Origin of the sequence: Agromyces sp. NPDC056965, assembly GCF_042673425.1 — a bacterium.
Taxonomy (GTDB): Bacteria; Actinomycetota; Actinomycetes; order Actinomycetales; family Microbacteriaceae; genus Agromyces.
The window spans coordinates 1-18,547 of the sequence record NZ_JBHURI010000049.1 but is presented as its reverse complement, the minus strand read 5'-3'; the positions used below and the strand labels follow the sequence as shown (position 1 = coordinate 18,547).

At 71.7% G+C, this 18,547-nt stretch carries 22 protein-coding genes and 1 pseudogene; 4 read left to right on the top strand and 19 right to left on the bottom strand.

Features of this window, described 5'->3' with window-relative positions; all coding sequences use genetic code 11:
* Positions 1-28: 28 nt before the first annotated feature.
* Complete coding sequence (locus tag ACFTQE_RS13330) at positions 29-559, bottom strand: ATP-binding protein (RefSeq protein WP_376925527.1); 531 nt, start codon at positions 557-559, stop codon at positions 29-31.
* Between the two features lie 88 nt (positions 560-647).
* Here ACFTQE_RS13330 and ACFTQE_RS13325 point away from each other — a divergent pair, with 88 nt between their 5' ends.
* Positions 648-1,073 (top strand): hypothetical protein, encoded by a 426-nt coding sequence (locus tag ACFTQE_RS13325; protein ID WP_376925526.1) that lies wholly within the window; start codon positions 648-650, stop codon positions 1,071-1,073.
* A gap of 61 nt (positions 1,074-1,134) precedes the next feature.
* On the opposite strand, the gene erm is transcribed toward ACFTQE_RS13325, so the two are convergent.
* Complete coding sequence (erm, locus tag ACFTQE_RS13320) at positions 1,135-2,034, bottom strand: 23S ribosomal RNA methyltransferase Erm (protein WP_376925525.1); 900 nt, start codon at positions 2,032-2,034, stop codon at positions 1,135-1,137.
* Between the two features lie 239 nt (positions 2,035-2,273).
* Here erm and ACFTQE_RS13315 point away from each other — a divergent pair, with 239 nt between their 5' ends.
* Complete coding sequence (locus ACFTQE_RS13315; protein WP_376925524.1) at positions 2,274-2,591, top strand: hypothetical protein; 318 nt, start codon at positions 2,274-2,276, stop codon at positions 2,589-2,591.
* Positions 2,592-2,621: 30 nt separating this feature from the next.
* On the opposite strand, the gene ACFTQE_RS13310 is transcribed toward ACFTQE_RS13315, so the two are convergent.
* The 9 genes from ACFTQE_RS13310 to ACFTQE_RS13270 are packed head-to-tail and all read right to left on the bottom strand — an operon-like array spanning position 2,622 to position 11,232.
* Positions 2,622-3,185, bottom strand: a complete 564-nt coding sequence (locus ACFTQE_RS13310; protein ID WP_376925523.1) for a hypothetical protein — start codon at positions 3,183-3,185, stop codon at positions 2,622-2,624.
* A complete protein-coding gene (locus ACFTQE_RS13305; RefSeq protein WP_376925522.1) occupies positions 3,182-3,601 on the bottom strand; it encodes a pilus assembly protein CpaE in 420 nt (139 codons plus the stop codon). Before ACFTQE_RS13305 ends, ACFTQE_RS13310 begins: the two co-directional genes overlap by 4 nt.
* A complete protein-coding gene (locus ACFTQE_RS13300) occupies positions 3,598-4,290 on the bottom strand; it encodes an endonuclease/exonuclease/phosphatase family protein (RefSeq protein ID WP_376925521.1) in 693 nt (230 codons plus the stop codon). Before ACFTQE_RS13300 ends, ACFTQE_RS13305 begins: the two co-directional genes overlap by 4 nt.
* A gap of 51 nt (positions 4,291-4,341) precedes the next feature.
* A complete protein-coding gene (locus tag ACFTQE_RS13295; RefSeq protein WP_376925540.1) occupies positions 4,342-5,499 on the bottom strand; it encodes an alcohol dehydrogenase catalytic domain-containing protein in 1,158 nt (385 codons plus the stop codon).
* A 10-nt stretch (positions 5,500-5,509) separates the two neighbouring features.
* A complete protein-coding gene (locus ACFTQE_RS13290; protein ID WP_376925520.1) occupies positions 5,510-6,370 on the bottom strand; it encodes a phosphonatase-like hydrolase in 861 nt (286 codons plus the stop codon).
* Positions 6,367-7,551, bottom strand: coding sequence for a TIGR03364 family FAD-dependent oxidoreductase (locus ACFTQE_RS13285; RefSeq protein WP_376925519.1), 1,185 nt, complete (start codon positions 7,549-7,551; stop codon positions 6,367-6,369). The genes ACFTQE_RS13290 and ACFTQE_RS13285 overlap by 4 nt, the downstream gene beginning before the upstream one ends.
* Before the next feature lie 26 nt (positions 7,552-7,577).
* Entirely contained in the window at positions 7,578-9,383 is a 1,806-nt protein-coding gene (gene phnE / locus ACFTQE_RS13280; RefSeq protein ID WP_376925518.1) for a phosphonate ABC transporter, permease protein PhnE, read from the bottom strand.
* Complete coding sequence (gene phnC / locus ACFTQE_RS13275; RefSeq protein ID WP_376925517.1) at positions 9,380-10,249, bottom strand: phosphonate ABC transporter ATP-binding protein; 870 nt, start codon at positions 10,247-10,249, stop codon at positions 9,380-9,382. Before phnC ends, phnE begins: the two co-directional genes overlap by 4 nt.
* 56 nt (positions 10,250-10,305) lie before the next feature.
* Positions 10,306-11,232 (bottom strand): phosphate/phosphite/phosphonate ABC transporter substrate-binding protein, encoded by a 927-nt coding sequence (locus tag ACFTQE_RS13270; protein WP_376925516.1) that lies wholly within the window; start codon positions 11,230-11,232, stop codon positions 10,306-10,308.
* A 146-nt stretch (positions 11,233-11,378) separates the two neighbouring features.
* Between ACFTQE_RS13270 and ACFTQE_RS13265 the strand changes: the two are divergent.
* Positions 11,379-11,828: pseudogene (locus ACFTQE_RS13265) on the top strand (GNAT family N-acetyltransferase); the annotation flags it as partial.
* A 55-nt stretch (positions 11,829-11,883) separates the two neighbouring features.
* Here the strand turns inward: ACFTQE_RS13265 and ACFTQE_RS13260 are convergent.
* The 6 genes from ACFTQE_RS13260 to ACFTQE_RS13235 form a co-directional block, all read right to left on the bottom strand.
* Positions 11,884-12,078 (bottom strand): hypothetical protein, encoded by a 195-nt coding sequence (locus ACFTQE_RS13260; protein WP_376925515.1) that lies wholly within the window; start codon positions 12,076-12,078, stop codon positions 11,884-11,886.
* A complete protein-coding gene (locus ACFTQE_RS13255; protein WP_376925514.1) occupies positions 12,075-12,995 on the bottom strand; it encodes an SDR family NAD(P)-dependent oxidoreductase in 921 nt (306 codons plus the stop codon). Before ACFTQE_RS13255 ends, ACFTQE_RS13260 begins: the two co-directional genes overlap by 4 nt.
* Positions 12,996-13,005: 10 nt before the next feature.
* On the bottom strand, positions 13,006-13,341 hold the full coding sequence (locus ACFTQE_RS13250) for a chorismate mutase (RefSeq protein WP_376925513.1): 336 nt from the start codon (positions 13,339-13,341) through the stop codon (positions 13,006-13,008).
* Complete coding sequence (locus tag ACFTQE_RS13245; protein ID WP_376925512.1) at positions 13,334-14,599, bottom strand: RNA polymerase sigma factor; 1,266 nt, start codon at positions 14,597-14,599, stop codon at positions 13,334-13,336. Before ACFTQE_RS13245 ends, ACFTQE_RS13250 begins: the two co-directional genes overlap by 8 nt.
* Complete coding sequence (locus ACFTQE_RS13240; RefSeq protein ID WP_376925511.1) at positions 14,599-14,967, bottom strand: YciI family protein; 369 nt, start codon at positions 14,965-14,967, stop codon at positions 14,599-14,601. Before ACFTQE_RS13240 ends, ACFTQE_RS13245 begins: the two co-directional genes overlap by 1 nt.
* Positions 14,968-15,034: 67 nt before the next feature.
* Complete coding sequence (locus ACFTQE_RS13235) at positions 15,035-15,694, bottom strand: DUF998 domain-containing protein (RefSeq protein WP_376925510.1); 660 nt, start codon at positions 15,692-15,694, stop codon at positions 15,035-15,037.
* Between the two features lie 185 nt (positions 15,695-15,879).
* Between ACFTQE_RS13235 and ACFTQE_RS13230 the strand changes: the two genes are divergently transcribed.
* Entirely contained in the window at positions 15,880-16,362 is a 483-nt protein-coding gene (locus ACFTQE_RS13230; protein WP_376925509.1) for a hypothetical protein, read from the top strand.
* Between the two features lie 29 nt (positions 16,363-16,391).
* Here the strand turns inward: ACFTQE_RS13230 and ACFTQE_RS13225 are convergent, their stop codons facing one another.
* Entirely contained in the window at positions 16,392-17,711 is a 1,320-nt protein-coding gene (locus ACFTQE_RS13225) for an FtsX-like permease family protein (protein ID WP_376925508.1), read from the bottom strand.
* Positions 17,708-18,409 (bottom strand): ABC transporter ATP-binding protein, encoded by a 702-nt coding sequence (locus ACFTQE_RS13220; protein ID WP_375835830.1) that lies wholly within the window; start codon positions 18,407-18,409, stop codon positions 17,708-17,710. Before ACFTQE_RS13220 ends, ACFTQE_RS13225 begins: the two co-directional genes overlap by 4 nt.
* Positions 18,410-18,547: the final 138 nt, after the last annotated feature.

Genomic DNA, 18,547 nt, shown 5'->3' with positions numbered 1-18,547 from the left:
CGAGCGGATGCCGAAGCGATCACCCCGCTTACGAAGCAGTCGTGTCGACGCGCTCCACGATCCGCAGTGCGACCTGAGCGGGCGTGAGGTCCGTGGTGTCGATCACCTCGGCCGCATCGTGCAGCCAGGTGCGGGACGCCTCGGCATAGGGGTCGAGGTACTCGAAACGGAACCACGACGGTCCGAGCACCGTATCCTCCTCGATGCGTCGACGGAGGGTCTTCTGGTCCGCGTGGAGCACGAAGTGCTGCACCGGGATGTCGTGGTGCGCCAGACCGTCACTGATCTCTCGCCAGTAGGGTTCGACGAGCACGGTCATCGGCATCACCAGCGTGCCGCCGGTGTAGTCGAGAATGCGGCGAGCGGTCTCGACCACGAGCGGCCGCCACGGCGGCCAGTGCTGGAAGTTGTCGGTCTGGGGCAGCCCCGGCTTGATGTCCATGAGCGTCTCGCCGACCTTCTCGGCGTCGAACACGCGCGAGTCCGGGATCAGTTCCTGCACGAGCGCACTCGTCGTCGTCTTGCCCACGCCATGGGTGCCGTTCAGCCATACGATCACACGACGAGACCCTAGCGCGCCGGATGCGATCGCCGCGGAGGGCGGTTGCGTCTGGCGCCCGGCTTCCGCACTCTGGCAGTATTCGGCCATGGGAGCAACGATGCGGCTGGCACTCGTCACCGTCGTCGGCGCATTCGCTCTCGTGATGCTCACGGCGTGCGTCGGGTCGGGACTCGGGTTCGCCGCCCTCGATCGGGCGGAGGCACCGGGCGATGCTCTCCCCACCGACTTGCCGGACTACGCATACGACGACATCGTTCGATCGAGCAGCCGCTTCCTCGTCGAGCACGACGGCAACCGCCTGTACCTGGTGAAGGCCGAGGAGACCGACCGCGTCTGCCTCCTGATCTACCCGGACTCGACGGATTGGGTCCTCGGCTGCGGTGGCGCCCCCGAGTTCGGCGTCGGTGGGACGACCGGCAGCTATGTGGTGAGAGCCGATGCGCCCGCGAGCGCACCGGCGCCCGCGGGCCACAGCCGGAAGATCGCACCGAACCTCTTCACCGATCAGTAGCACCGCTTCACTGCATCGCGAGGTGACGATCGGCGGCTCGAACCGCTGACCCTCTGAACCATCACCCCCGGCCCCCGGCCGCTCCGCTCACCCCCGCCCAGAGCGCAGCCCACTGCGGCCCGGTGAGCCGACTCGGCAGCGTCTCCGCGCCGACGCCGACGGCGCGGAGGAGCCCGGCGACCCGATCGGCGCGCAGCGGCCGCGACGTGCGGCGGAGGATCTGCGCGAGTCCGCGCCCCTTCCCCCGGTAGACCTCCGCGACGAAGGCCTGATACGCCGCGGTGTCGGCCGCGGGCACCAGCGGTTCGGAACGTCGCTCGATCGTGAAGACGCCGCCGTCGACCGACGGTGCCGGCTTGAACGCCCGCGCCGGCACGCGCTCGTGCAGCCGGAACGTGAACCACGGGTCCCACTGGGCCGTGAGCAGGCTCGAGCCGCCGACCCCGCAGCGACGCCGCGCGACCTCCCACTGGGTGAGCAGGGCCGCGTCGGTCCAGCCTCCCCGGGCGAGCAGCGACCGCATGATCGCCGTCGTGAGGTGGAACGGCACGTTGCCGACGATGGTGTGCTGCGCCGTCGGGTACCGCCACGCGAGGGCGTCGGCCTGCACGATCGTCACGTGCGGATCATCGACGAACTCACGACGGAGCGAGTCGGCTCGGCGCCGGTCGATCTCGAGCGCCGTGAGCGGTCGACCGAGCGCTGCGAGTTCGCGCGTGATCGCGCCGCTGCCGGCGCCGAGCTCGACGATCGGGCCGTGCGCCGCAGCCGTCAGCGCGACGAACCTGTCGACGACGCGGCGGTCGACGAGGAAGTTCTGGCCGAGCTCATGGCGGCCGCCGAAGGACGGCTGGGCGAGGGTCGAAGGGGCCGGAACCGGCGCTCGGCGGGAGCGGGCGGACCGCCCGGAACGGGAGGCAGAAGACGAGAAGGGAAGGGAAGAAGGGATGTGTGTACGCAATGAGAACTCCGCTGGCGAGGATCGTCAGCCGGGCGCGCCGAAGGAGCACCGCGGCCAGGGTCGTTGGCCGAGGCGGAGGGACGCGTGAAGGTTCGGTCGCTCCGCCTCAGGCGGTGCGGGGCCGAATGATCATCGCAGTGAAATTGCAGGACACGATCGTCGACCCTAGCAAACGGGAGCGGGCCGCGCAGCTGAACGGCTCAGGAGCCCGACGGCGGGCAACTGCCATCATGGAGCCCATGCAACGCTCCCAGCGCATCGTCTTCGCCTCCTTCCTCGTGCTCTTCGCGGTCGTCGCCGTGCTCCTCTCGGTGTCGGCGATCCAGCTGTCGTACCAGCTGGACGACGGCACTGGGACGATGCAGCACGCGGTGTTCGAGCCTGCCGTGGTCTCGACGGCGATCGCCTCGGTGGTCGGGATCCTGCAGCTCGGCTTCCTGATCTGGAACCTCGTGTCCGAGCCGCCGGTCTTCGCCTGGTGGATCGCCCTCGGCCTCACCGTCGTCGCATGCGGATGGACGATCTTCATGCTGTTCCAGCCGACCCCGACGTTCTGACGTCGGTCCGGCCTGGCGGCAGGCCCCGGTTCAGGAACCCGACGGCGGGTTCGCGAGCAGCTCGACCCGGTCGGCGAGGTAGCGGTCGAGCGGCGTGAGCGCGCCGGGCTGAGCCGGGCTCCAGCGCACGAACAGCTCGTCGCCGACCACCACGAGCGCGCCGGATGCCCCGGACCGCACGAGCTCGACGGGGTCGATCGGCACCGCACCGAAGTTCACGGTCTCGCCCTCGGCGAAGCCGCCCTTCGCGGCGGCGGCGGCAAAGGCGCGCTGCTCGGCGATCGCCGCTGCCGGGGTGCTCCGCCTGACGGGGCGTTCGGCGCGCACGACCCGACCGGTCGCGAAGAGCCGGCCGTCGGCGCCGACGAGCAGCACCCCGAGCCGCCAGACCCGGCCGAGCGGGGTCATCCGCGCCGCACGCGAGATGCCGAGCGTGCGGCGCTCGGGCACGTACTCGGCGAGCGCCTCGTCGCGGGCGCCGTGGCGGGCGAGCTCGGCGGCCGCAGCCGAAGCGGCATCGGCGAGCGGCCGCAGCACCTGCAGCGCCCCCGACGAGTGCGAAGGAGACCGCCCGGGCGCCGAGGCATCCGTCATCGCGATCGCCCGATCAGTTCGAACAGGGCGAGGCCGTACGCCTCGGCGACGTCGGGATGCTCGAAGCGGTGCGACTCGCCGCCGAGTTCGATCTCGACCTCGAACGCGTCGTCGAGGCGCCGGAGCGCCCGGAACGACCCGCGGAGGAGCTCCCGCAACTGGTCTTCGCGCGGCAGCCAGACGGCGTCGCCGACCGAGACCGAGTCGAGCGCCCACTCGGTCGTGCCGTTGAAGCCGAGCACCGTGTCGGTCGAGTACGCCTGCGGCTCGATCGTCATCTCGCTGACCGTGAACACCTCGGCCTCGACCTCGGACTCGACGGCATCGGGCAGGTCGAGCGCGAAGCGATCGCCCGACTCGGGGTGCCACACGAGGCCGGCGTCGCGCAGCGCGAGCGCGAGTTCGCGACCGATCATGTGGCGCTCGCGACGACCGGCACGCTGTACTCGGCGTCGACGAGGATCGGCATGTGGTCGGACGATCCGCGCGCGAGGGTCTCGACGACCGAGATGTCGAGCCCGACCGAGGTCGCGAGATCGAAGTGCCCGCGGAAGAACTTGTACCGCGTGTAGGTGCGCTTGTCGCTGAGCGTCAGGTCGTAGCCCGAGTCGCGCACCTTCTCGCCGAGGTTCTCCTTGAAGATCGGGTAGTTGTAGTCGCCCACCATGAGGGTCGGCAGCCCCGGGCCGAGGAACTGCAGCTCGCCGAGCGCCGACTTGATCTGGTGGCGTCGCAGCGAGTTCAGCGCGGTCAGCGGCGCAGCGTGGAACGAGGCGACGATGAGCTCGCGCTGCGCCTCGTTGTCGAAGAGCCGCACCCCGATGAGTCGCTCGTGCGCCGGCTGCAGCAGTCGGTCGTGCAGCGACTTCTTGAGCGCGAACGCCTGGATGCGGAGCGCTCGGAACCGCTCCGCGTCGTAGTAGAGCGCGAGGCCGAGCCGGTTGCGCTGCGTCGCGTCGGCGAGCTGCAGGTCGTGGATCTGCTGCGGGAGGTCTTGCGTGTCGCACTCCTGCAGGCACAGGATGTCGGGCGAGTGGCGCTCGACGAGACCGACGAGTTCGCCGCTCGCCCGGTGCTTCCGCAGGTTGTAACTGATGACGCGCATGATTCGATCAGCCTACGTCTCCCAGCTCCTCGGGTCTCCAGATTCACGGGATCAGATCAGGCGGCGACCCGGCGCCACCCCGACCCGAACGTGCAGGCCGGTCGCGGCCTCCTCGAGCGCGAGGTCGAGCTCGGCGAGCGGATGCGTCGCCCCCACGAGCTCCTCGAACGGCAGCAGTTGCCACGCCCGCTCGAGGAACGCGACCGCGCGCTCGAGCTGGCCCGCCGAGTAGTTGTGCACGCCGGTCACGGTCGCGAGCCGCCGCACGACGGTCTCGGGATCGAGGCTCACCTCCGACCCCGGAGAGACGCTGCCCACGAGCACGGCGACGCCGCCGACCCCGACGACGTCGAGCACGGTGCGCACCGCCGCCGCGGTTCCGGATGCCTCGATCGCGACGAGCACTTCGGAGCGGCCGCGCTCCGCGAAGCGCGCGAGCGCCGCGTCGAGGCGATCGGGCGATGCGCCCCGGGCGAGCGGGTCGACCGTGACGGCGCCGAGCCGCCGGGCGAACGCTCGCCGCGCGGCATCCGGATCGCTGACGACGACCTCCGCGCCGGCCTCGACGGCCATCGCCGCGACGGAGAGGCCGATCATGCCCGCACCGGTGACGAGCACGAGCGCGCCGTCGAGTTCGACCTTCGCGGCGGCCGCGTCGAGTGCGGCGACCGCGGTGGCCGTCGCGCACGATGCGGGTGCCGCGATGGCTGCGGGCAGCGCCTCGCTGACGCGCACCGTCGCAGTGCCCGCTCGCAACTGCACGTGGGTCGCGAAACCGCCCGACAGCTCCCAGCCCCGGTGCACGCGCTCGTGCCCGTACTTCGCGAGCGTGCGGCACTTCTGCGCGAGTCCCCTGCGGCACCGGTCGCAGTCGCCGCAGCTGACCGTGACCGACCACACGACGCGGTCGCCGAGTTCGAGCGGTGTGCCGTCGGCCCGCACCGCGCCGTCGCCCACGGCGACGACGCGGCCGACCTGCTCGTGCCCGAGCACGAGCGGCGCGGGAGCGGAACGGTGACCGCTGACCGTGTGCACGTCGGATCCGCAGATCGTGGCGAGCTCGACCTCGACGAGCGCCTCCCCCGGCGCGAGCCGCACCCCGGGCGCCGCGAGCGCCTCATGCGGGCGGCCCGGCTCGTACCAGACCATCGCGATCGGCGAGGGCTTGACGATGATGTCGAGATCGCCGACCCGCACGACGGTGTGCATCGACACGCCGCTACTCGCCGCGGAGGCCGAGCAGCGCGGGCAGCTCGGTGATGCTGTCGATGACGGCGTCGGCTCCGGCCTCCTCGAGCGCGTCGCGGTCGTGTGCGCCGCTCAGCACGCCGACGACGAACCCGGCGCCCGCATTGACGCCCGATGCGACATCGCTCACGGTGTCGCCGACGACGACCATCGCGTCGACCGCGCTCGCGCCGGTGCGGAGCAGTGCGGTGAGCGGCATGTCGGGGTGCGGGCGGCCACGGCCGGCGTCGGCGGGCGACAGCACGGCATCGGCGAGGTCGTGCCAGCCGAGCGCATCGATGATCGCGGTCCGCGTCTCGGGCGAGAATCCGGTCGTGAGCACGACGGATGCCCCGGCGCCCCGAAGTTCCCTGATGACGTCGGCCGCACCCGGGATCTCGGCGACGCCCTCGCTCGCGACGAGCTCGGCGTACGCCCCCTCGAAGGCCGAGTTCGCCCGCTGCGCGGCGTCTTCGTCCCCATCGGCGAGCACGCGGAAGACCTCGATCTTCGACTGGCCCATGGTGTCGCGAACGTACTGGAGCGCGCGGTCGAAGGCCTCGCCGGTCGCGATGCCGCTGCGCTCGGCGGCGAGCTCGAACGCCCGCTCCACGACGCCGTCGTCGGCGACGGTCGTTCCGGCCATGTCGAGCACGATCAGCTCGATGTCGCCCGACTCGTCGTCGTCGTCGAGGTCGTCGTCATCGAAGTCCTCGAGCCGCTCGTCGAGCTGCTCGGCGATGAGCGCGCGCGTGCCGGCCTCGCCCGCCTCGCCCGCTTCGGAGAGCTCGGCCAGCTCGTCGCGCTCGGCGAGTTCGTCGGCGGAGAGGTCGATGGGAGTGTTCGAGGTCATGATGCGCCTTTCTGCAGGGTGATCGTGGGTGCCGGGGCGAACGCCGACGAGTCGCGGGCGAACACCGGTTCGCCGGAGAAGCCGGCGACGACGTGCTCGGCGAGCCCGAGTCCGGTCGTCATGCCGATGCCGGTGGTGGCGGCGACGAGGTGCACGCCGGGCTCGACCTCCTCCATGAGGAAGTCCTCGGGCCCGCTCGCGTAGACGCCCTGCCAGCGCTCGACGACGCGCAGCTCATCGATGCCGAAGAGCGATCGGGTCTCGGCGGCGAGCGACTCGAACGCGAACTCGGCCTGGAACGGCGCGACGGTCGCGCCTCGCGAGTGGGTGTCGCCGACGATGAGGGTGCCGTCGGGCAGCCGCGTGTACATCTGGTTCAGGTCGAGCGCCGCGAGGTCGGGGCGCTCGGAGTGCAGCCGCTCGCGGAGGGCCGCAGCGGCCGGGGTGGCCGAGAAGGCGCCGTACCGCACGAGCGACCAGCCGGTGAGGAGCGGCGCGGCGAGCGGCATCCGCAGCTCGGCGGAGACCCGCATCATGTCGAGCGCGCACCGCACGATGCCGTGCCGCTCGGCGACCTCGGGGTAGAGCTGGTCGATGTCGTGGTTCACCGCGACGATCACCCGGCCGACGTCGATCGGGCCGCGGCTCGTCTCGACGCGGCCGGGGCGCACGGCGCCGACCGCGGTGCGCCGGCGGAACTCGACGCCCTCGCGCTCGAGGTGCGCGGCGAGCGCGGTGACGGCCTGTCGCGGGTTCGCCTGCAGGTCGCGCGGGAGGAACGCGCCGCCGACGGCGCTGCCCGGGGCGAGCGGCATCCGCGCTTCGGCCTCGGCCGCCGTGAGCAGCTCGACCTCGGCGCCGCGGGTGCCGGCGAGATCGCTGAGCACGGCGAACTCGTCGTCGCGGCGGGCGGCCACGAGGGTGCCCGAATCGCGCAGCCACACGCCGGCGTCGAGGGCGAGCCCGAGCCACAGTTCACGAGACGTGAGCGCGAACTCGCGGGCGAGCCCGGCCTGCGGGGTGAAGCACAGGTGACCGAAGTTGCGAACGGATGCCCCGGATGCCTCGCTGCCCCGCTCGATCACGACGACCCGCTGCCCGCGTCGGTGCGCGGCGAGCGCGGCGCCGAGGCCGACGATGCCGGAGCCGACCACGGCGACGTCGAAGCGGGCAGTGCTCATCGGGCTCGTGCTCATCGGGCTCGTGTTCATCGGAACACCCGCCGCATCCACATCGCGATGCCCTCGACGATCAGCACCGTGACGAGGATCATCAGCACGATCGCGGTCACGACGGCGTAGTTCGATCCCTGCCCGGCGTTCAGCAGGTAGTAGCCGATGCCGCCGCCGCCCACGATGCCGAGGATCGTCGCCGCACGGATGTTCGTGTCGAGCAGGTAGAAGCTGTGCCCGATGAGCGCTCGCGTTCCCTGCGGCAGCGTCGCCGAGGCGTAGACCTGGCCGCGGCTCGCGCCGGTGGCGCGCAGCGCCCGTTCGGGCCCCGGCCGCACCTCTTCGAACGAGTCTGCGATGAGCTTGCCGAGCAGGCCGATGCCGCCGAATGCGAGGGCGAGGGTGCCGGCCTGGCTGCCGAGGCCCGTGATGACGATGAGCACGATCGCGAGGATCACCTCGGGGATGCCGCGGATCACCACGAGCAGCAGTCGCATCGAGGTGCGCACCGTGCCGTTCGGGGCGACGTTGCGGGCGGCGAGCGAGCCGACGAACACCGATACGACGAACGCGAGCAGCGTCGCGGCGAGCGCGATGCCGATCGTCTGCGCCATCGCGCCGAACATGGTGGCGGTGTCGTAGTTGCCGAAGTTCGGCGGCCAGAACTGCACCGCGATCGCGGGAACCTTCGCCCAGAAGGTGATGAGGTCGCCCCACTGGATGTTGCAGACGAGCACGCTGCCGATGACGACCGCGAGCGCGATCCAGCCCCAGGCGGTGTTGCGGATCCGGACGGCGTCCCACGGCCGGCGGAGTGCGGCTTCGAGGTCGGATGCCGCGTGGCGGGCGCCGACGCCGTGGCGCGGGGCCGCGGCATCCGCCCGCCCGGCCGTGGCCGGTGCCTGCGCCGCCGTCGAGCGGGCGCTGCGTGCCCGCGCGCCGGCGTTCTGCACGCCGCGCACGACGCGGTCGCCGAGCCCACGGCCCGACGGTGCGCCGCCGAGCATGGCCTGGCGCACGACGCTCGAGACGATCTCCATGACCACGCAGAGCGCGAACATCACGAGCGCGATGCCGAGGCCCTCCGAGTAGTTCAGCGACTTGAAGGCGAACGACATCTCCATGCCGAGGCCGACGACGCCGACGTAGCCGAGCACGACCGATCCGCGCAGGTTGATGTCGTTGCGGTGCAGCACGGTCGCCACCCACGACGGCAGCACCTGCGGCAGGATCCCGCTCGTGAACTCCTGCAGCTTCGAGCCCCCTGCGGCACGGATGGCGCGGCGCGGGCCTTCGTCGATCTGCTCGATGGCGTCGGCGAAGAGCTTGGCGATCATGCCGATCGAGTGGATGCCGATCGCGAGGATTCCGGGGAGGGAGCCGAGCGAGAACATGAGCACGAAGAACATCGCGAGCACGACGTCGGGGATCGCGCGGGTCAGCACCGTGACGAAGCGGCCGAACGCCTGCCAGGCGCGGCCAGGTGTCGTGTTCGACGCGGCGAGGTAGGCGACGGGCACCGAGATGACCGCGGCGAGCAGGGTGCCGCAGAGCACGAGGCCGATCGTGAGTGCCGTCAGGTAGAGGAGCTCCCCCGGCTCGGGGAAGGTGATCGAGCCGACGCGGGCGAAGAACCGCTCGGCGTTGCCCCAGCTCTCGATCATGCTCGGGATCGAGATGCCCGAGTCGGCGAGGGCGACGACGGATGCCACGACGATCGCGCCGAGCGTCAGGGTCGCGGCGATGCGCTCCGGCGAGACGCGGCGGCGGGGCGCGCGTTCGGCGATCGACGGCGACGGCGGCGGTGCCGACGGGGCCGGCGCGACGGCGGCGAGGCTCATGAGCGCAGCGCGCCGTCGGCGAGGTGGGTGTCGGCTGCGGCGTCGGCCGCGGCATCCGCGAGCTCGACCTCGATCGCCTCGAGTTCGGTGGTCGACGTGGCGACCCGGCCGTAGATCTCCATGACCTCGGCCTTGGAGAGCCCCTCGGCGGGGGTGTCGAGCACGACCTCGCCGTGGCGGAGGCCGACGATGCGGTCGCCCCACGAGAGCGCGAGGTCGACCTGGTGCAGGCTGCAGACGACGGTGAGTCCGGCGTCCATCGCGATCTCGCGGATGAGCGACATGACCTGCTCGCTCGACTCGGGGTCGAGCGAGGCGACGGGCTCGTCGGCGAGGAGGATCTCGGGGTCCTGCATGAGGGCGCGTGCGATGGCGACGCGCTGCTGCTGGCCGCCCGAGAGCGTGTCGGCCCGCTGGTACGCGCGGTCGAGCAGGCCCACCCGGTCGAGATGGCCGAGCGCCGCGAGCTTCAGCCGCCGCGGGTAGCTCCAGAGCCCGATGCGCGGGCCGCGGAGCTCGGAGAGCGCGCCGGTCAGCACGTTCTCGAGCACCGTCAGCGATGGCACCAGGTCGAACTGCTGGAAGACGAAGCCCATGCGGCTGCGCAGGGCCCGGAGGCGCCGCCCCGTCAGGCGCGGCACCTCCTGGCCGAGCACGCGCACGGAACCGGAGGTCGGCGTCTCGAGTCCGTCGAGGTGCCGCAGCAGGGTCGACTTGCCCGACCCCGAGAGCCCGAGGAGCACCACGATCTCCCCCCGCGCGACCGTGAGCGACGCCCCATTCAGCGCCACGGTGCGGCCGAACTCCTTCGTGAGTCCGGTGACGTCGATGACGACGTGATCCTCGTTGCCGACTGGCGTGCCCATGCGGTGCTCCGTGTTCCGTGTTCCGTGCGTTTCCGACCGTGTTCAGTGCCGAGGCGTCAGCCCTGGCACTGGTCCGCGTTCGTCTTCTCGCAGATGTCGCGGATGGTGTCGTAGTACGCGTCGTCGACGGGCGACGTCGCGAAGAAGACGCTGCGGAACGCGTCGGTGTCGGCGCTGTCGATGCCGGCGGCGATGATCTCGTCGATCGTGACCTCGCCGAGGATGTCGGTCAGCTGGGCCTGCAGGTCTTCGGGCAGCGTCTTCGAGAGCACGATCGGTGCGCCGGGAACCATCGTCTCGGCGATGACCTCGACCTTGTCGCTCTTCTCGACCTCGCTGTCCTCGGCGAAGCCGGCCTCGCACTCGACGCCCTCACCGGTCTTGGTGACCGAGACGTCGTGCTTGCCCGCGAACACCGGCGTGACGTCGGTCTCGGGGTCGATGCCCTCGTTCAGCAGGTTGTAGCTCGGGAACAGGTAGCCCGAGGTCGACGACGGGTCGACGAAGCACACCTTCTTGCCCTTGAAGCCGGCGAGGTCGGTGATGTCGCTGCCCTTGGGCACGATCGCCTGCGAGAAGTAGCCGGGCTCCTGGCCCTCTTCGGTGATGATCGAGGAGATCGGGGTGAGGGCGGCGCCGTTGTTCGTCGCGGTCACGTAGGTGAAGCCCGAGAAGGAGGCGACGTCGATCTTGCCGGCGACGGCGGCCTCGATGAGCGCGGCGTAGTCGGTGGACTCGTGGTACTCGACCGTCTTGCCGGTCTCCTTCGCGATGTAGTCCATGAGGGGCTGGTAGTTCGTCTCGGTGTCGACCGAGTCGGGAACGACGCCGAAGACGAGCGTGTTCTCGTCGACGGCGAACTTCGCACCCGAGGCATCCGCTGCGGCGTCGTCGGCCGCGGAGGGCGACGAACAGGCGGCGAGGCCGACGGTGAGCAGGGCCGCTGCGGCGATCGCGGGCCAGGCCTTGGTGTTGAGCTTCATCGGAAACCTTTCGTGACCGCTGCGCCCGGTGCAGGCGCATGCTGTGTGTTCCGATGGCCCAAGCTAGGCAGCGGGCCCCAACGCAGGGCAGCGTCACGGTTACCGGCAGGTGAACCGCGAGCGGCGTTCTCGCACGCACGGGATCTCGCCGCTCGTGCGTCAGAATCGGAGCCATGGCCGACCCCGAGTTCCGAACCGCCACGCCCGACGACATACGCGAGGTGCTGCTGTTCTGGCAGTCCGCTGCGGAGAACGACACCCGGCCGGTCGACACCGCGGCCGCCCTCGAACGACTGATCGCTCGGGACCCCGACGCGCTCATCGTCGCCGTCGTCGGCGGCACGGTGGTGGGCTCGGTGATCGCAGGATGGGACGGGTGGCGCGCGCACCTCTACCGCCTCGCGGTGAGCCCCGAGTTCCGTCGACGTGGCATCGGCAACCGCCTGCTCGAGCACGCGGCGGCCCGCCTGTCGCAGCTCGGCGCCGCACGCATCGACGCCATGGTGCTCGACGGCAACGAGCTCGGCCAGACGATCTGGCGGTCAGCAGGTTACGCGCCGCAGCCGGAGTGGAGCCGCTGGGTGAAGCCAGCCTGATCGGCGGAGCGGCGGGCGAACGCCGCACCGCGTGCCGCATGCGCACGTCGCCCGGCTAGCGGCGGATGCGCCCCGGCCCCATCGCGGCGCCGAGGCCGGTCGCGATGATGCCCGCGAAGAGCCACCCGTACCGCCCCGAGACGACGCCGATCACGGCGAGCACGATGCCGACGGCGACCACGGTGCGCGAGAGGATGCGCCGGACCTTCGGCCGCGCGAAGAATCGCGGCTTCTCGGCGGGCCCGCTCATGCGCCGACGGTGAACGTCGTGCCGGTGGCGTCTTCGGCGAGGGCCCAGAAGCGTGCGCCGATCGCGGCATCCGTCGACGTGCGGGTCGGCCGCTGCAGCGTCGGTTCGCCCTTCGTCGACCAGCGCGGGCCCCAGAACTGGCCGCCCTCGACGCCCGGCGCCGTGAGCGCGTGCAGGGTCGGCTCGGCGCCGCGATGCTTGCCCTGCGCCCACAGCCCCTGCAGCGAGTCCCGGAATCGCTTGCCGGTCGACGGTTCGTTGACGCCCGGCACCCGCGGGGTCCTGCCTCCCACCGAGTAGCCCGGGTGGGCGACGATGCTCGAGATCGGGGAGTCGGCCGCTCGAAGCCGCCGGTCGAGCTCGAAGGCGAAGACCTGGATCGCGATCTTCGACTGCGCGTAGGCCCGCCAGGCGTCGTAGCCGCGCTCGAGCTGCAAATCGTCGATGCGGAACGTCGAGAGCCGGCTCGACAGCGAGCCGAGCGCGACGATGCGCGCGCCCGGCGCGAGGTGCGGCAGCATCCGCGCCAGCAGTGCGAAGTGGCCGAGCACGTTCGTCGCGAGCACGAGTTCGTTGCCGTCGGGCGACTCGAGTCGGGTGCCCGGCGTGTGCACCATGCCCGCATTGGCCACGATGCCGTCGAACGACGGGCGGTGCAGCAGGCGGGCGGTGCCGGCGCGCACCGAGTCGAGCGAGGCGAGGTCGATGACGAGCGGTTCGACGGATGCCTCGGGGCGCGCGCCGCGGATCGCGGCCATCGCCGCCTCGAGCCGCTCGGGGCTGCGCCCGACGAGCACGACGTGCGCGCCCGCGCCGGCGAGCCGCGCCGCCGTGAAGAACCCGAGCCCGGCGTTCGCCCCGGTCACGAGGTACCGCTTGCCCACCTGCGACGGCATCGCCGCCGGGTACCAGTTCACGGCTCGGAGCTCACAGCTCGTCGGAGCCCGAGGCCGCGCCGTTGGCGAGCTCTTCGTGGTGCTGGATCACCTCGGCGACGACGAAGTTGAACCACTTCTCGGCGAACGCCGGGTCGAGGTGCGCGTCGATCGCGAGGTTCCGGAGCCGCGCGATCTGGCGTCGCTCGCGGTCGGGGTCGCTCGGCGGCAGCCCGTGCGTCGCCTTCAATCGCCCGACCTGCTGGGTGAACTTGAAGCGTTCGGCGAGCAGGTGGATGAGCGCCGCGTCGATGTTGTCGATGCTGGACCTGATGCCGAGCAGCTCGCTCATGGCAGCATCACGTTCGTCGAAGGACCCGTCACTCATGCTTCGAGCGTACTTCCATCCGCAGGGCCCGGTCTTCCAGGTACTGCTGCTCGATGAGGTTGCCGGTCATCGCCGCGGCCGCCCTGAACTGCTCGCCGGCGAGCTCATGATCGCCGGAGCGGCCGAGCAGGTGGCCGCGCACCGCGCGCACCCGGCCGCTGACGAGCGGGTCGTCGGAGAGGCCGTGCGCCCGGTCGAGATCGTCGAGCAGGGCGAGGCCCCGCTGCACCCCGTAGGCGTGCGCGACGGCGACCACGCGCGAGAGGCGCACCGGCGCGGTGGGTTCGAGCTGTTCGAGTCCGAGGTAGAGCGCGGCGATCTGCGGCCAATCGGTCTCGTCGTCCGAGACCGCCTCGGCATGCACGGCGGCGATCGCGGCCTGCAGCTGATACGTGCCGATGCTGCGGCGAGCCCACGCGCGTTCGATGAGCGCCTTCCCCTCCTCGATCAGCTCCGCGTCCCATCGCCCGCGATCCTGGTCGGCCATCGGCACGAGCCCGCCTCCGGCATCCGTTCGCGCCGCACGCCGCGCTTCGGTGAGCAGCATCAACGCAGTGAGGCCCTCGGGCTCGGGCTCGCCCGGCAGCATCCGCTGCAGCATCCGGGCCAGGCGGATCGCCTCCTCGGCGAGGTCGCGACGACCGAGCTCGTCGCCGGAGCTGACGGTGTACCCCTCGTTGAAGATCAGGTAGAGCACGCGCATGACCGCCTCGATGCGGCCGCGGAGATCGGCGTCGGGCGGCAGCTCGAACCGCGCACCGGCCCGCTTCAGCTGCTGCTTCGCCCGGCTGATGCGCACGGCCATCGTCGGTTCGGAGACGCCGTAGGCGTGTGCGATCTCCGCCGTCGTGAGGCCGCCCACGGCACGCAGCGTCAGTGCGATCTGCGATGCCGCGCTGAGCGCCGGATGGCAGCACAGCACGAGCAGGTGCAGGCTGTCGTCGTGATCGACCACCGCCGGCCGAGGCGCGGTCAGGTCGAAGATCGAGGGGTCGGATGCCGCGGCCGCCTCTTCGCGGCGATGCGCCGCCTGTTCGGAGCGGAGCAGGTCGATCATCCTGCGGTAGGCGACGCGGATGAGCCAGCTGCGGGGCTCGTTGGGAACGCCCTCGGTCGGCCACTGCCGACTCGCGGCGATGAGCGCTTCCTGCACGGCGTCTTCGGCCACGTCGAAACGCCCGAATCGACGCACGATCGCGCCGAGCACCTGCGGCGCCTCGGAGCGCAGCAGGTGCTCGATCGCGCGGTCGCGAGCCATCAGGCGAAGTCGTCGCCCATGATCGGACGGATCTCCATCGGTTCGCCGAGCACCTCGACCATGCGGCTGACGATGTCCCGCGCGCGTTCGAGGCTCGCGACGTCGATCACGGCGAAGCTCGCGAGCACCTCCTTCAACTCGGCGAACGGCCCGTCGGTGGCGACGACGCCGGACTCGGTCCTGCGCACCGTGGTGGTCACGGCGGGATGCCCGAGGCCCTCGCTCGTCACGAACTCGCCCGTCGCCCGCAGTTCGGCCTCGAACTCCTGGTAGATCGCGAATGCGGCGAGCGCCTCGTCGGTGGGGGCGTCGGCGGTCGCCGCGTCCCAGCTCGCGGCCGGGGTGTAGCTGAGCACGAGGAACTTCATGAGCGGTGTCCTTCCAGAGGGCGCGGTCGACGCCACGCTATTCGAATCATCGAAGGGGATCGAGGGGTCACGCGGCGCGGCAGAGCCGGATCGCGACCACCGTCGTCCACGTGAACGCGACGAGTCCGGTGAGCGCGACCTGCACGCTCGCGCTCTCGGGCGTGACCGGGAGCAGCAGCACGAGGGCGGTCAGGCCGTTGCCGATGGCGGGCCACAGGGCACGGCCCCGGATGTCCCGCACGAGCAGCACGATGCACGCGACCGCCAGGGCGGTGAACGCGATCGCAGCGGCGGCGGCGTGCACGACCGAGTGCCACGACATCGGCACGACTCCCTCGGGGGCGCCGAGCGGGAAGCCCAGCTGCGGGTCCATCGTGAAGCATCCCGCGGCAACCAGCCCGACGCCGAAGAGGCCGATGAAGAGCGGGGCGGCACGCCGCCCCAGCCCGTCGACGACGACTCGGCGGTGCACGATCGCGAGGGCGATCACGCCGAGACCCGTCAGCACGAAGGTCGCGATCTGGATCCACCCGAGCGACCCCGTGGAGAGCTGGCTGAGTGGGTGCACCCGGAGGTCGAAGCCGGGGCGCGTGAGCATCTGGATGATGGCCGAGACGTAGAAGAGCGGGCCGGCGAGCGCGGCGGCCACGGCGAGACGGCGAGTGGACTCGCGGCGAGCGCCGGTCGGCGACTCGATGCGTGCCCGGTGATCGAGGTGTGCGGTCATGATGTCCTCCCGTGGGTTCGGAATCGTTCCTGTACCGCTACCTCGGAGCCGACGACATCGTCTTGACATCGCCGAGGAGTTTCGTTCGGGAGGATCTCGCGGGCCCGATGTCAAGGCCGGGCCGCCGGCTCCGAGGTATCCCGTGACGGCGCCGACCGATGCGCCGCGAAACGAGAGGAACGACCATGAACGACGACACCGCGACCCCCGAGATCACCGGGCACGACATCGACGCGGCAGGCCTCGGTGCGCAGTCCCCGCCGTCACCCGAGGTTCGGGCACTCGACCGGCTCGTCGGCACCTGGACGGTGAGCGGCGGCGCGGAGGGCACGGTGCGCTACGAGTGGATGACGGGCGGGCGCTTCCTGCTGCAGCACGTCGAGCTCAGCCAGTTCGGCGAACGGATCACCGGACTCGAGGTCATCGGCCACCTGCACCCGTTCGGCGAACCCGCCGGGGCCGACGTCGTCTCGCGCTTCTACGACTCGGCGGGCAACACGCTCGACTACGTGTACGAACTCGTCGGCGACACCCTGACGATCTGGGGCGGCGCGAAAGGCAGTCCCGCCTACTTCCAGGGCGCCTTCAGCGCCGACGACCGGGTCGTCGACGGCGCCTGGGTCTACCCGGGTGACGGCGGCTACCCCTCCACGATGACGCGCGCCTGATCGCGGAGCCGCTCAGCGTGGGCGGCGGGTCACGCGCCCGCCGCCGCCCGTTCGAGCATCGGCTTCGTCGCGAGCAGCCCGAGCCACACGACCCCGATGCCCGCCGCGAGCACGCCGGCGATCACCGCGAGCGAGAGCGGCGCGACGATGATCGCGGCGCCCGTGAGCGGCAGCATCACGACGGCCGCGGTGACCGCCGAGCCGATCGCGGTGATGCGCAGCGGCGACATGACCGCCCGCCGCCGCGCCGTGTCCATGGTCGGGGTCGGCATGCCGAGCATGCCGAGCGAGCGGTACAGCTCGCCGCGGTCGAGGATGCCCGCGGCCTGGTTCACGCCGACCGAGCTCGCGACCATGAGGAACGAGCCGATCACCGTGATGAGGATGCCGGTGCGGATGTCGGCGAAGAGCTGCGTCGACTGGGCGTCGGCGGCCTCGCCGAAGGAGCCGAGCAGGGCGATGCCGGTGCCCGCGAAGACCGCCATGAAGCTCGTCATCGCGACGCCCGAGACCTGCCGCCAGGCCGCCTTCGGCGACTCCAGCACGGAACGGGCTGCGAGCAGGCGCGCCGGCGTCTTCGCGCGTCGCGCCTGCGACTGCGCGACGAGGCGGATGACCCACGGGCCGATGAGGTTCAGCACCGCGATGGTGCCGCCGAAGGCCGCGCCGAGCATCGCGAGGATGACCATCACCGAGCCTGCCACCTGCAGCACGGACATCATGAGGAACGCGAGCGCGATGACCGCGACGCCGATGACGATGCGGAGCCAGTGCAGCTTCGGGGCGTCCTGCTTCGTGCGCACGCCGAGCGGCGAGATGACGACCTGACGGAGGCCGAGCACCGCGCTCGCCGCAGCGAGCAGCACGACTCCCCCGACGACCGCGGCGAGCGCGGGCACGCCGAGCAGCACGCCGTCGATGCCGAGGGCCTCGCCCCGGAACGGGATGAGGGCGACGAGCGGCACGAGGAGGAAGTACAGCACGACACCGGCGATGGCGCCGGCAGCGGCGAGCACGACCGATTCGAGCACGGCGAGCGCCGACACGGTCGCCGGGGTGGCGCCGAGCAGGCGAAGGGTCGCGAGCCGGTCGTCGCGGCGGCGGGCCGAGAGCCGGGCGGCCGCACCGCCGAGCGAGGCCAGCGGAACCACGAGGAGCACGAGGGCGATGACCGCGAGCGCCTGGTACGTGACGCCGATGTCGTCGGTCCACGTCCAGAACGACTGGGCTCCGCCGAGCACGACGAGCAGCAGCGAGGTGACGATCGCGAAGGCCGTGACGGGCAGGAGGCTCGCCGCCGCACCGGCGGTGCCGGGTCGGGCGAGCAGCCACGCGACGCGGGCGATCACGCGGTCACCCCGGGAACCCGCTCGCCGACGATGCGGCCGTCGCGCATGTCGACGATCCGGGAGCACCGCCCCGCGACATCCGCGTCGTGCGTGACGAGCACGAGCGTGCGCCCCTGACCGGTGGTCGAGTCGAGGAGCGCCTGCATGACCTCGGCCGAGGTGGCCGAGTCGAGCGCGCCGGTCGGCTCGTCGGCGAAGACGACGGATGCCCCGGTCACCTGCGCCCGCGCGATCGCGACGCGCTGCGCCTGGCCGCCCGAGAGCTGGCCGATGCGGCGGTCCTCCATGCCCGCGAGGCCGAGGGCGGCGAGCCAGCCGCGCCCGTACTCCTCGGCGCGGGCGCGCGGCATGCCGTTCAGCATGAGGGCGAGCGCGACGTTCTCGACCGCCGTGAGCTCGGGAATGAGGAGGCCCTGCTGGAAGACGAAGCCGTACGCCTCGCGGCGCAGGCGCGACCGCTCGCGCTCGCTGAGCCCGGTGACCTCGACCCGCCCGGCGCCCGACTGGAAGCCGACCGTGCCGGTATCGGGGCGGGTGATGCCCGCGAGGCAGTGCAGCAGGGTCGTCTTGCCCGAGCCGGAGGCGCCCATGATGGCGATCGCCTCCCCGGTGCGCACCTGGAGGTCGACGCCCGCGAGGGCGCGCGTCTGGCCGAACGACTTGCTGAGGCCGGATGCCTCGATCACGAAGGAACTCATACCCTCGAGCCTGCCGGGGCGGGCCGGGGCGGCGCGTCGGTCGCTCGCCGTATTCGCGCGGCCCCGCCGTCATCCTCCCGGATGACCGTGCGCCCCGGTGCAGACGGGTGCGGCGCGGCATCCGACCCCCTCGGATGC

Bases quoted from the DNA above. Each gene is read 5' to 3' on its own strand.
- ACFTQE_RS13260 (WP_376925515.1), bottom strand. From the start codon at position 12,078: ATGAGCGGGCCCGCCGAGAAGCCGCGATTCTTCGCGCGGCCGAAGGTC.
- ACFTQE_RS13305 (WP_376925522.1), bottom strand. From the start codon at position 3,601: ATGATCGGTCGCGAACTCGCGCTCGCGCTGCGCGACGCCGGCCTCGTG.
- ACFTQE_RS13290 (WP_376925520.1), bottom strand. From the start codon at position 6,370: ATGACCTCGAACACTCCCATCGACCTCTCCGCCGACGAACTCGCCGAG.
- ACFTQE_RS13310 (WP_376925523.1), bottom strand. From the start codon at position 3,185: ATGACGGATGCCTCGGCGCCCGGGCGGTCTCCTTCGCACTCGTCGGGG.
- ACFTQE_RS13325 (WP_376925526.1), top strand. From the start codon at position 648: ATGGGAGCAACGATGCGGCTGGCACTCGTCACCGTCGTCGGCGCATTC.
- ACFTQE_RS13315 (WP_376925524.1), top strand. From the start codon at position 2,274: ATGCAACGCTCCCAGCGCATCGTCTTCGCCTCCTTCCTCGTGCTCTTC.
- ACFTQE_RS13220 (WP_375835830.1), bottom strand. From the start codon at position 18,409: ATGAGTTCCTTCGTGATCGAGGCATCCGGCCTCAGCAAGTCGTTCGGC.
- ACFTQE_RS13285 (WP_376925519.1), bottom strand. From the start codon at position 7,551: ATGAGCACTGCCCGCTTCGACGTCGCCGTGGTCGGCTCCGGCATCGTC.
- ACFTQE_RS13235 (WP_376925510.1), bottom strand. From the start codon at position 15,694: ATGACCGCACACCTCGATCACCGGGCACGCATCGAGTCGCCGACCGGC.
- ACFTQE_RS13240 (WP_376925511.1), bottom strand. From the start codon at position 14,967: ATGAAGTTCCTCGTGCTCAGCTACACCCCGGCCGCGAGCTGGGACGCG.
- ACFTQE_RS13295 (WP_376925540.1), bottom strand. From the start codon at position 5,499: ATGCACACCGTCGTGCGGGTCGGCGATCTCGACATCATCGTCAAGCCC.
- phnE (WP_376925518.1), bottom strand. From the start codon at position 9,383: ATGAGCCTCGCCGCCGTCGCGCCGGCCCCGTCGGCACCGCCGCCGTCG.
- ACFTQE_RS13300 (WP_376925521.1), bottom strand. From the start codon at position 4,290: ATGCGCGTCATCAGTTACAACCTGCGGAAGCACCGGGCGAGCGGCGAA.
- ACFTQE_RS13245 (WP_376925512.1), bottom strand. From the start codon at position 14,599: ATGGCTCGCGACCGCGCGATCGAGCACCTGCTGCGCTCCGAGGCGCCG.
- phnC (WP_376925517.1), bottom strand. From the start codon at position 10,249: ATGGGCACGCCAGTCGGCAACGAGGATCACGTCGTCATCGACGTCACC.
- ACFTQE_RS13230 (WP_376925509.1), top strand. From the start codon at position 15,880: ATGAACGACGACACCGCGACCCCCGAGATCACCGGGCACGACATCGAC.
- ACFTQE_RS13270 (WP_376925516.1), bottom strand. From the start codon at position 11,232: ATGAAGCTCAACACCAAGGCCTGGCCCGCGATCGCCGCAGCGGCCCTG.
- ACFTQE_RS13250 (WP_376925513.1), bottom strand. From the start codon at position 13,341: ATGAGTGACGGGTCCTTCGACGAACGTGATGCTGCCATGAGCGAGCTG.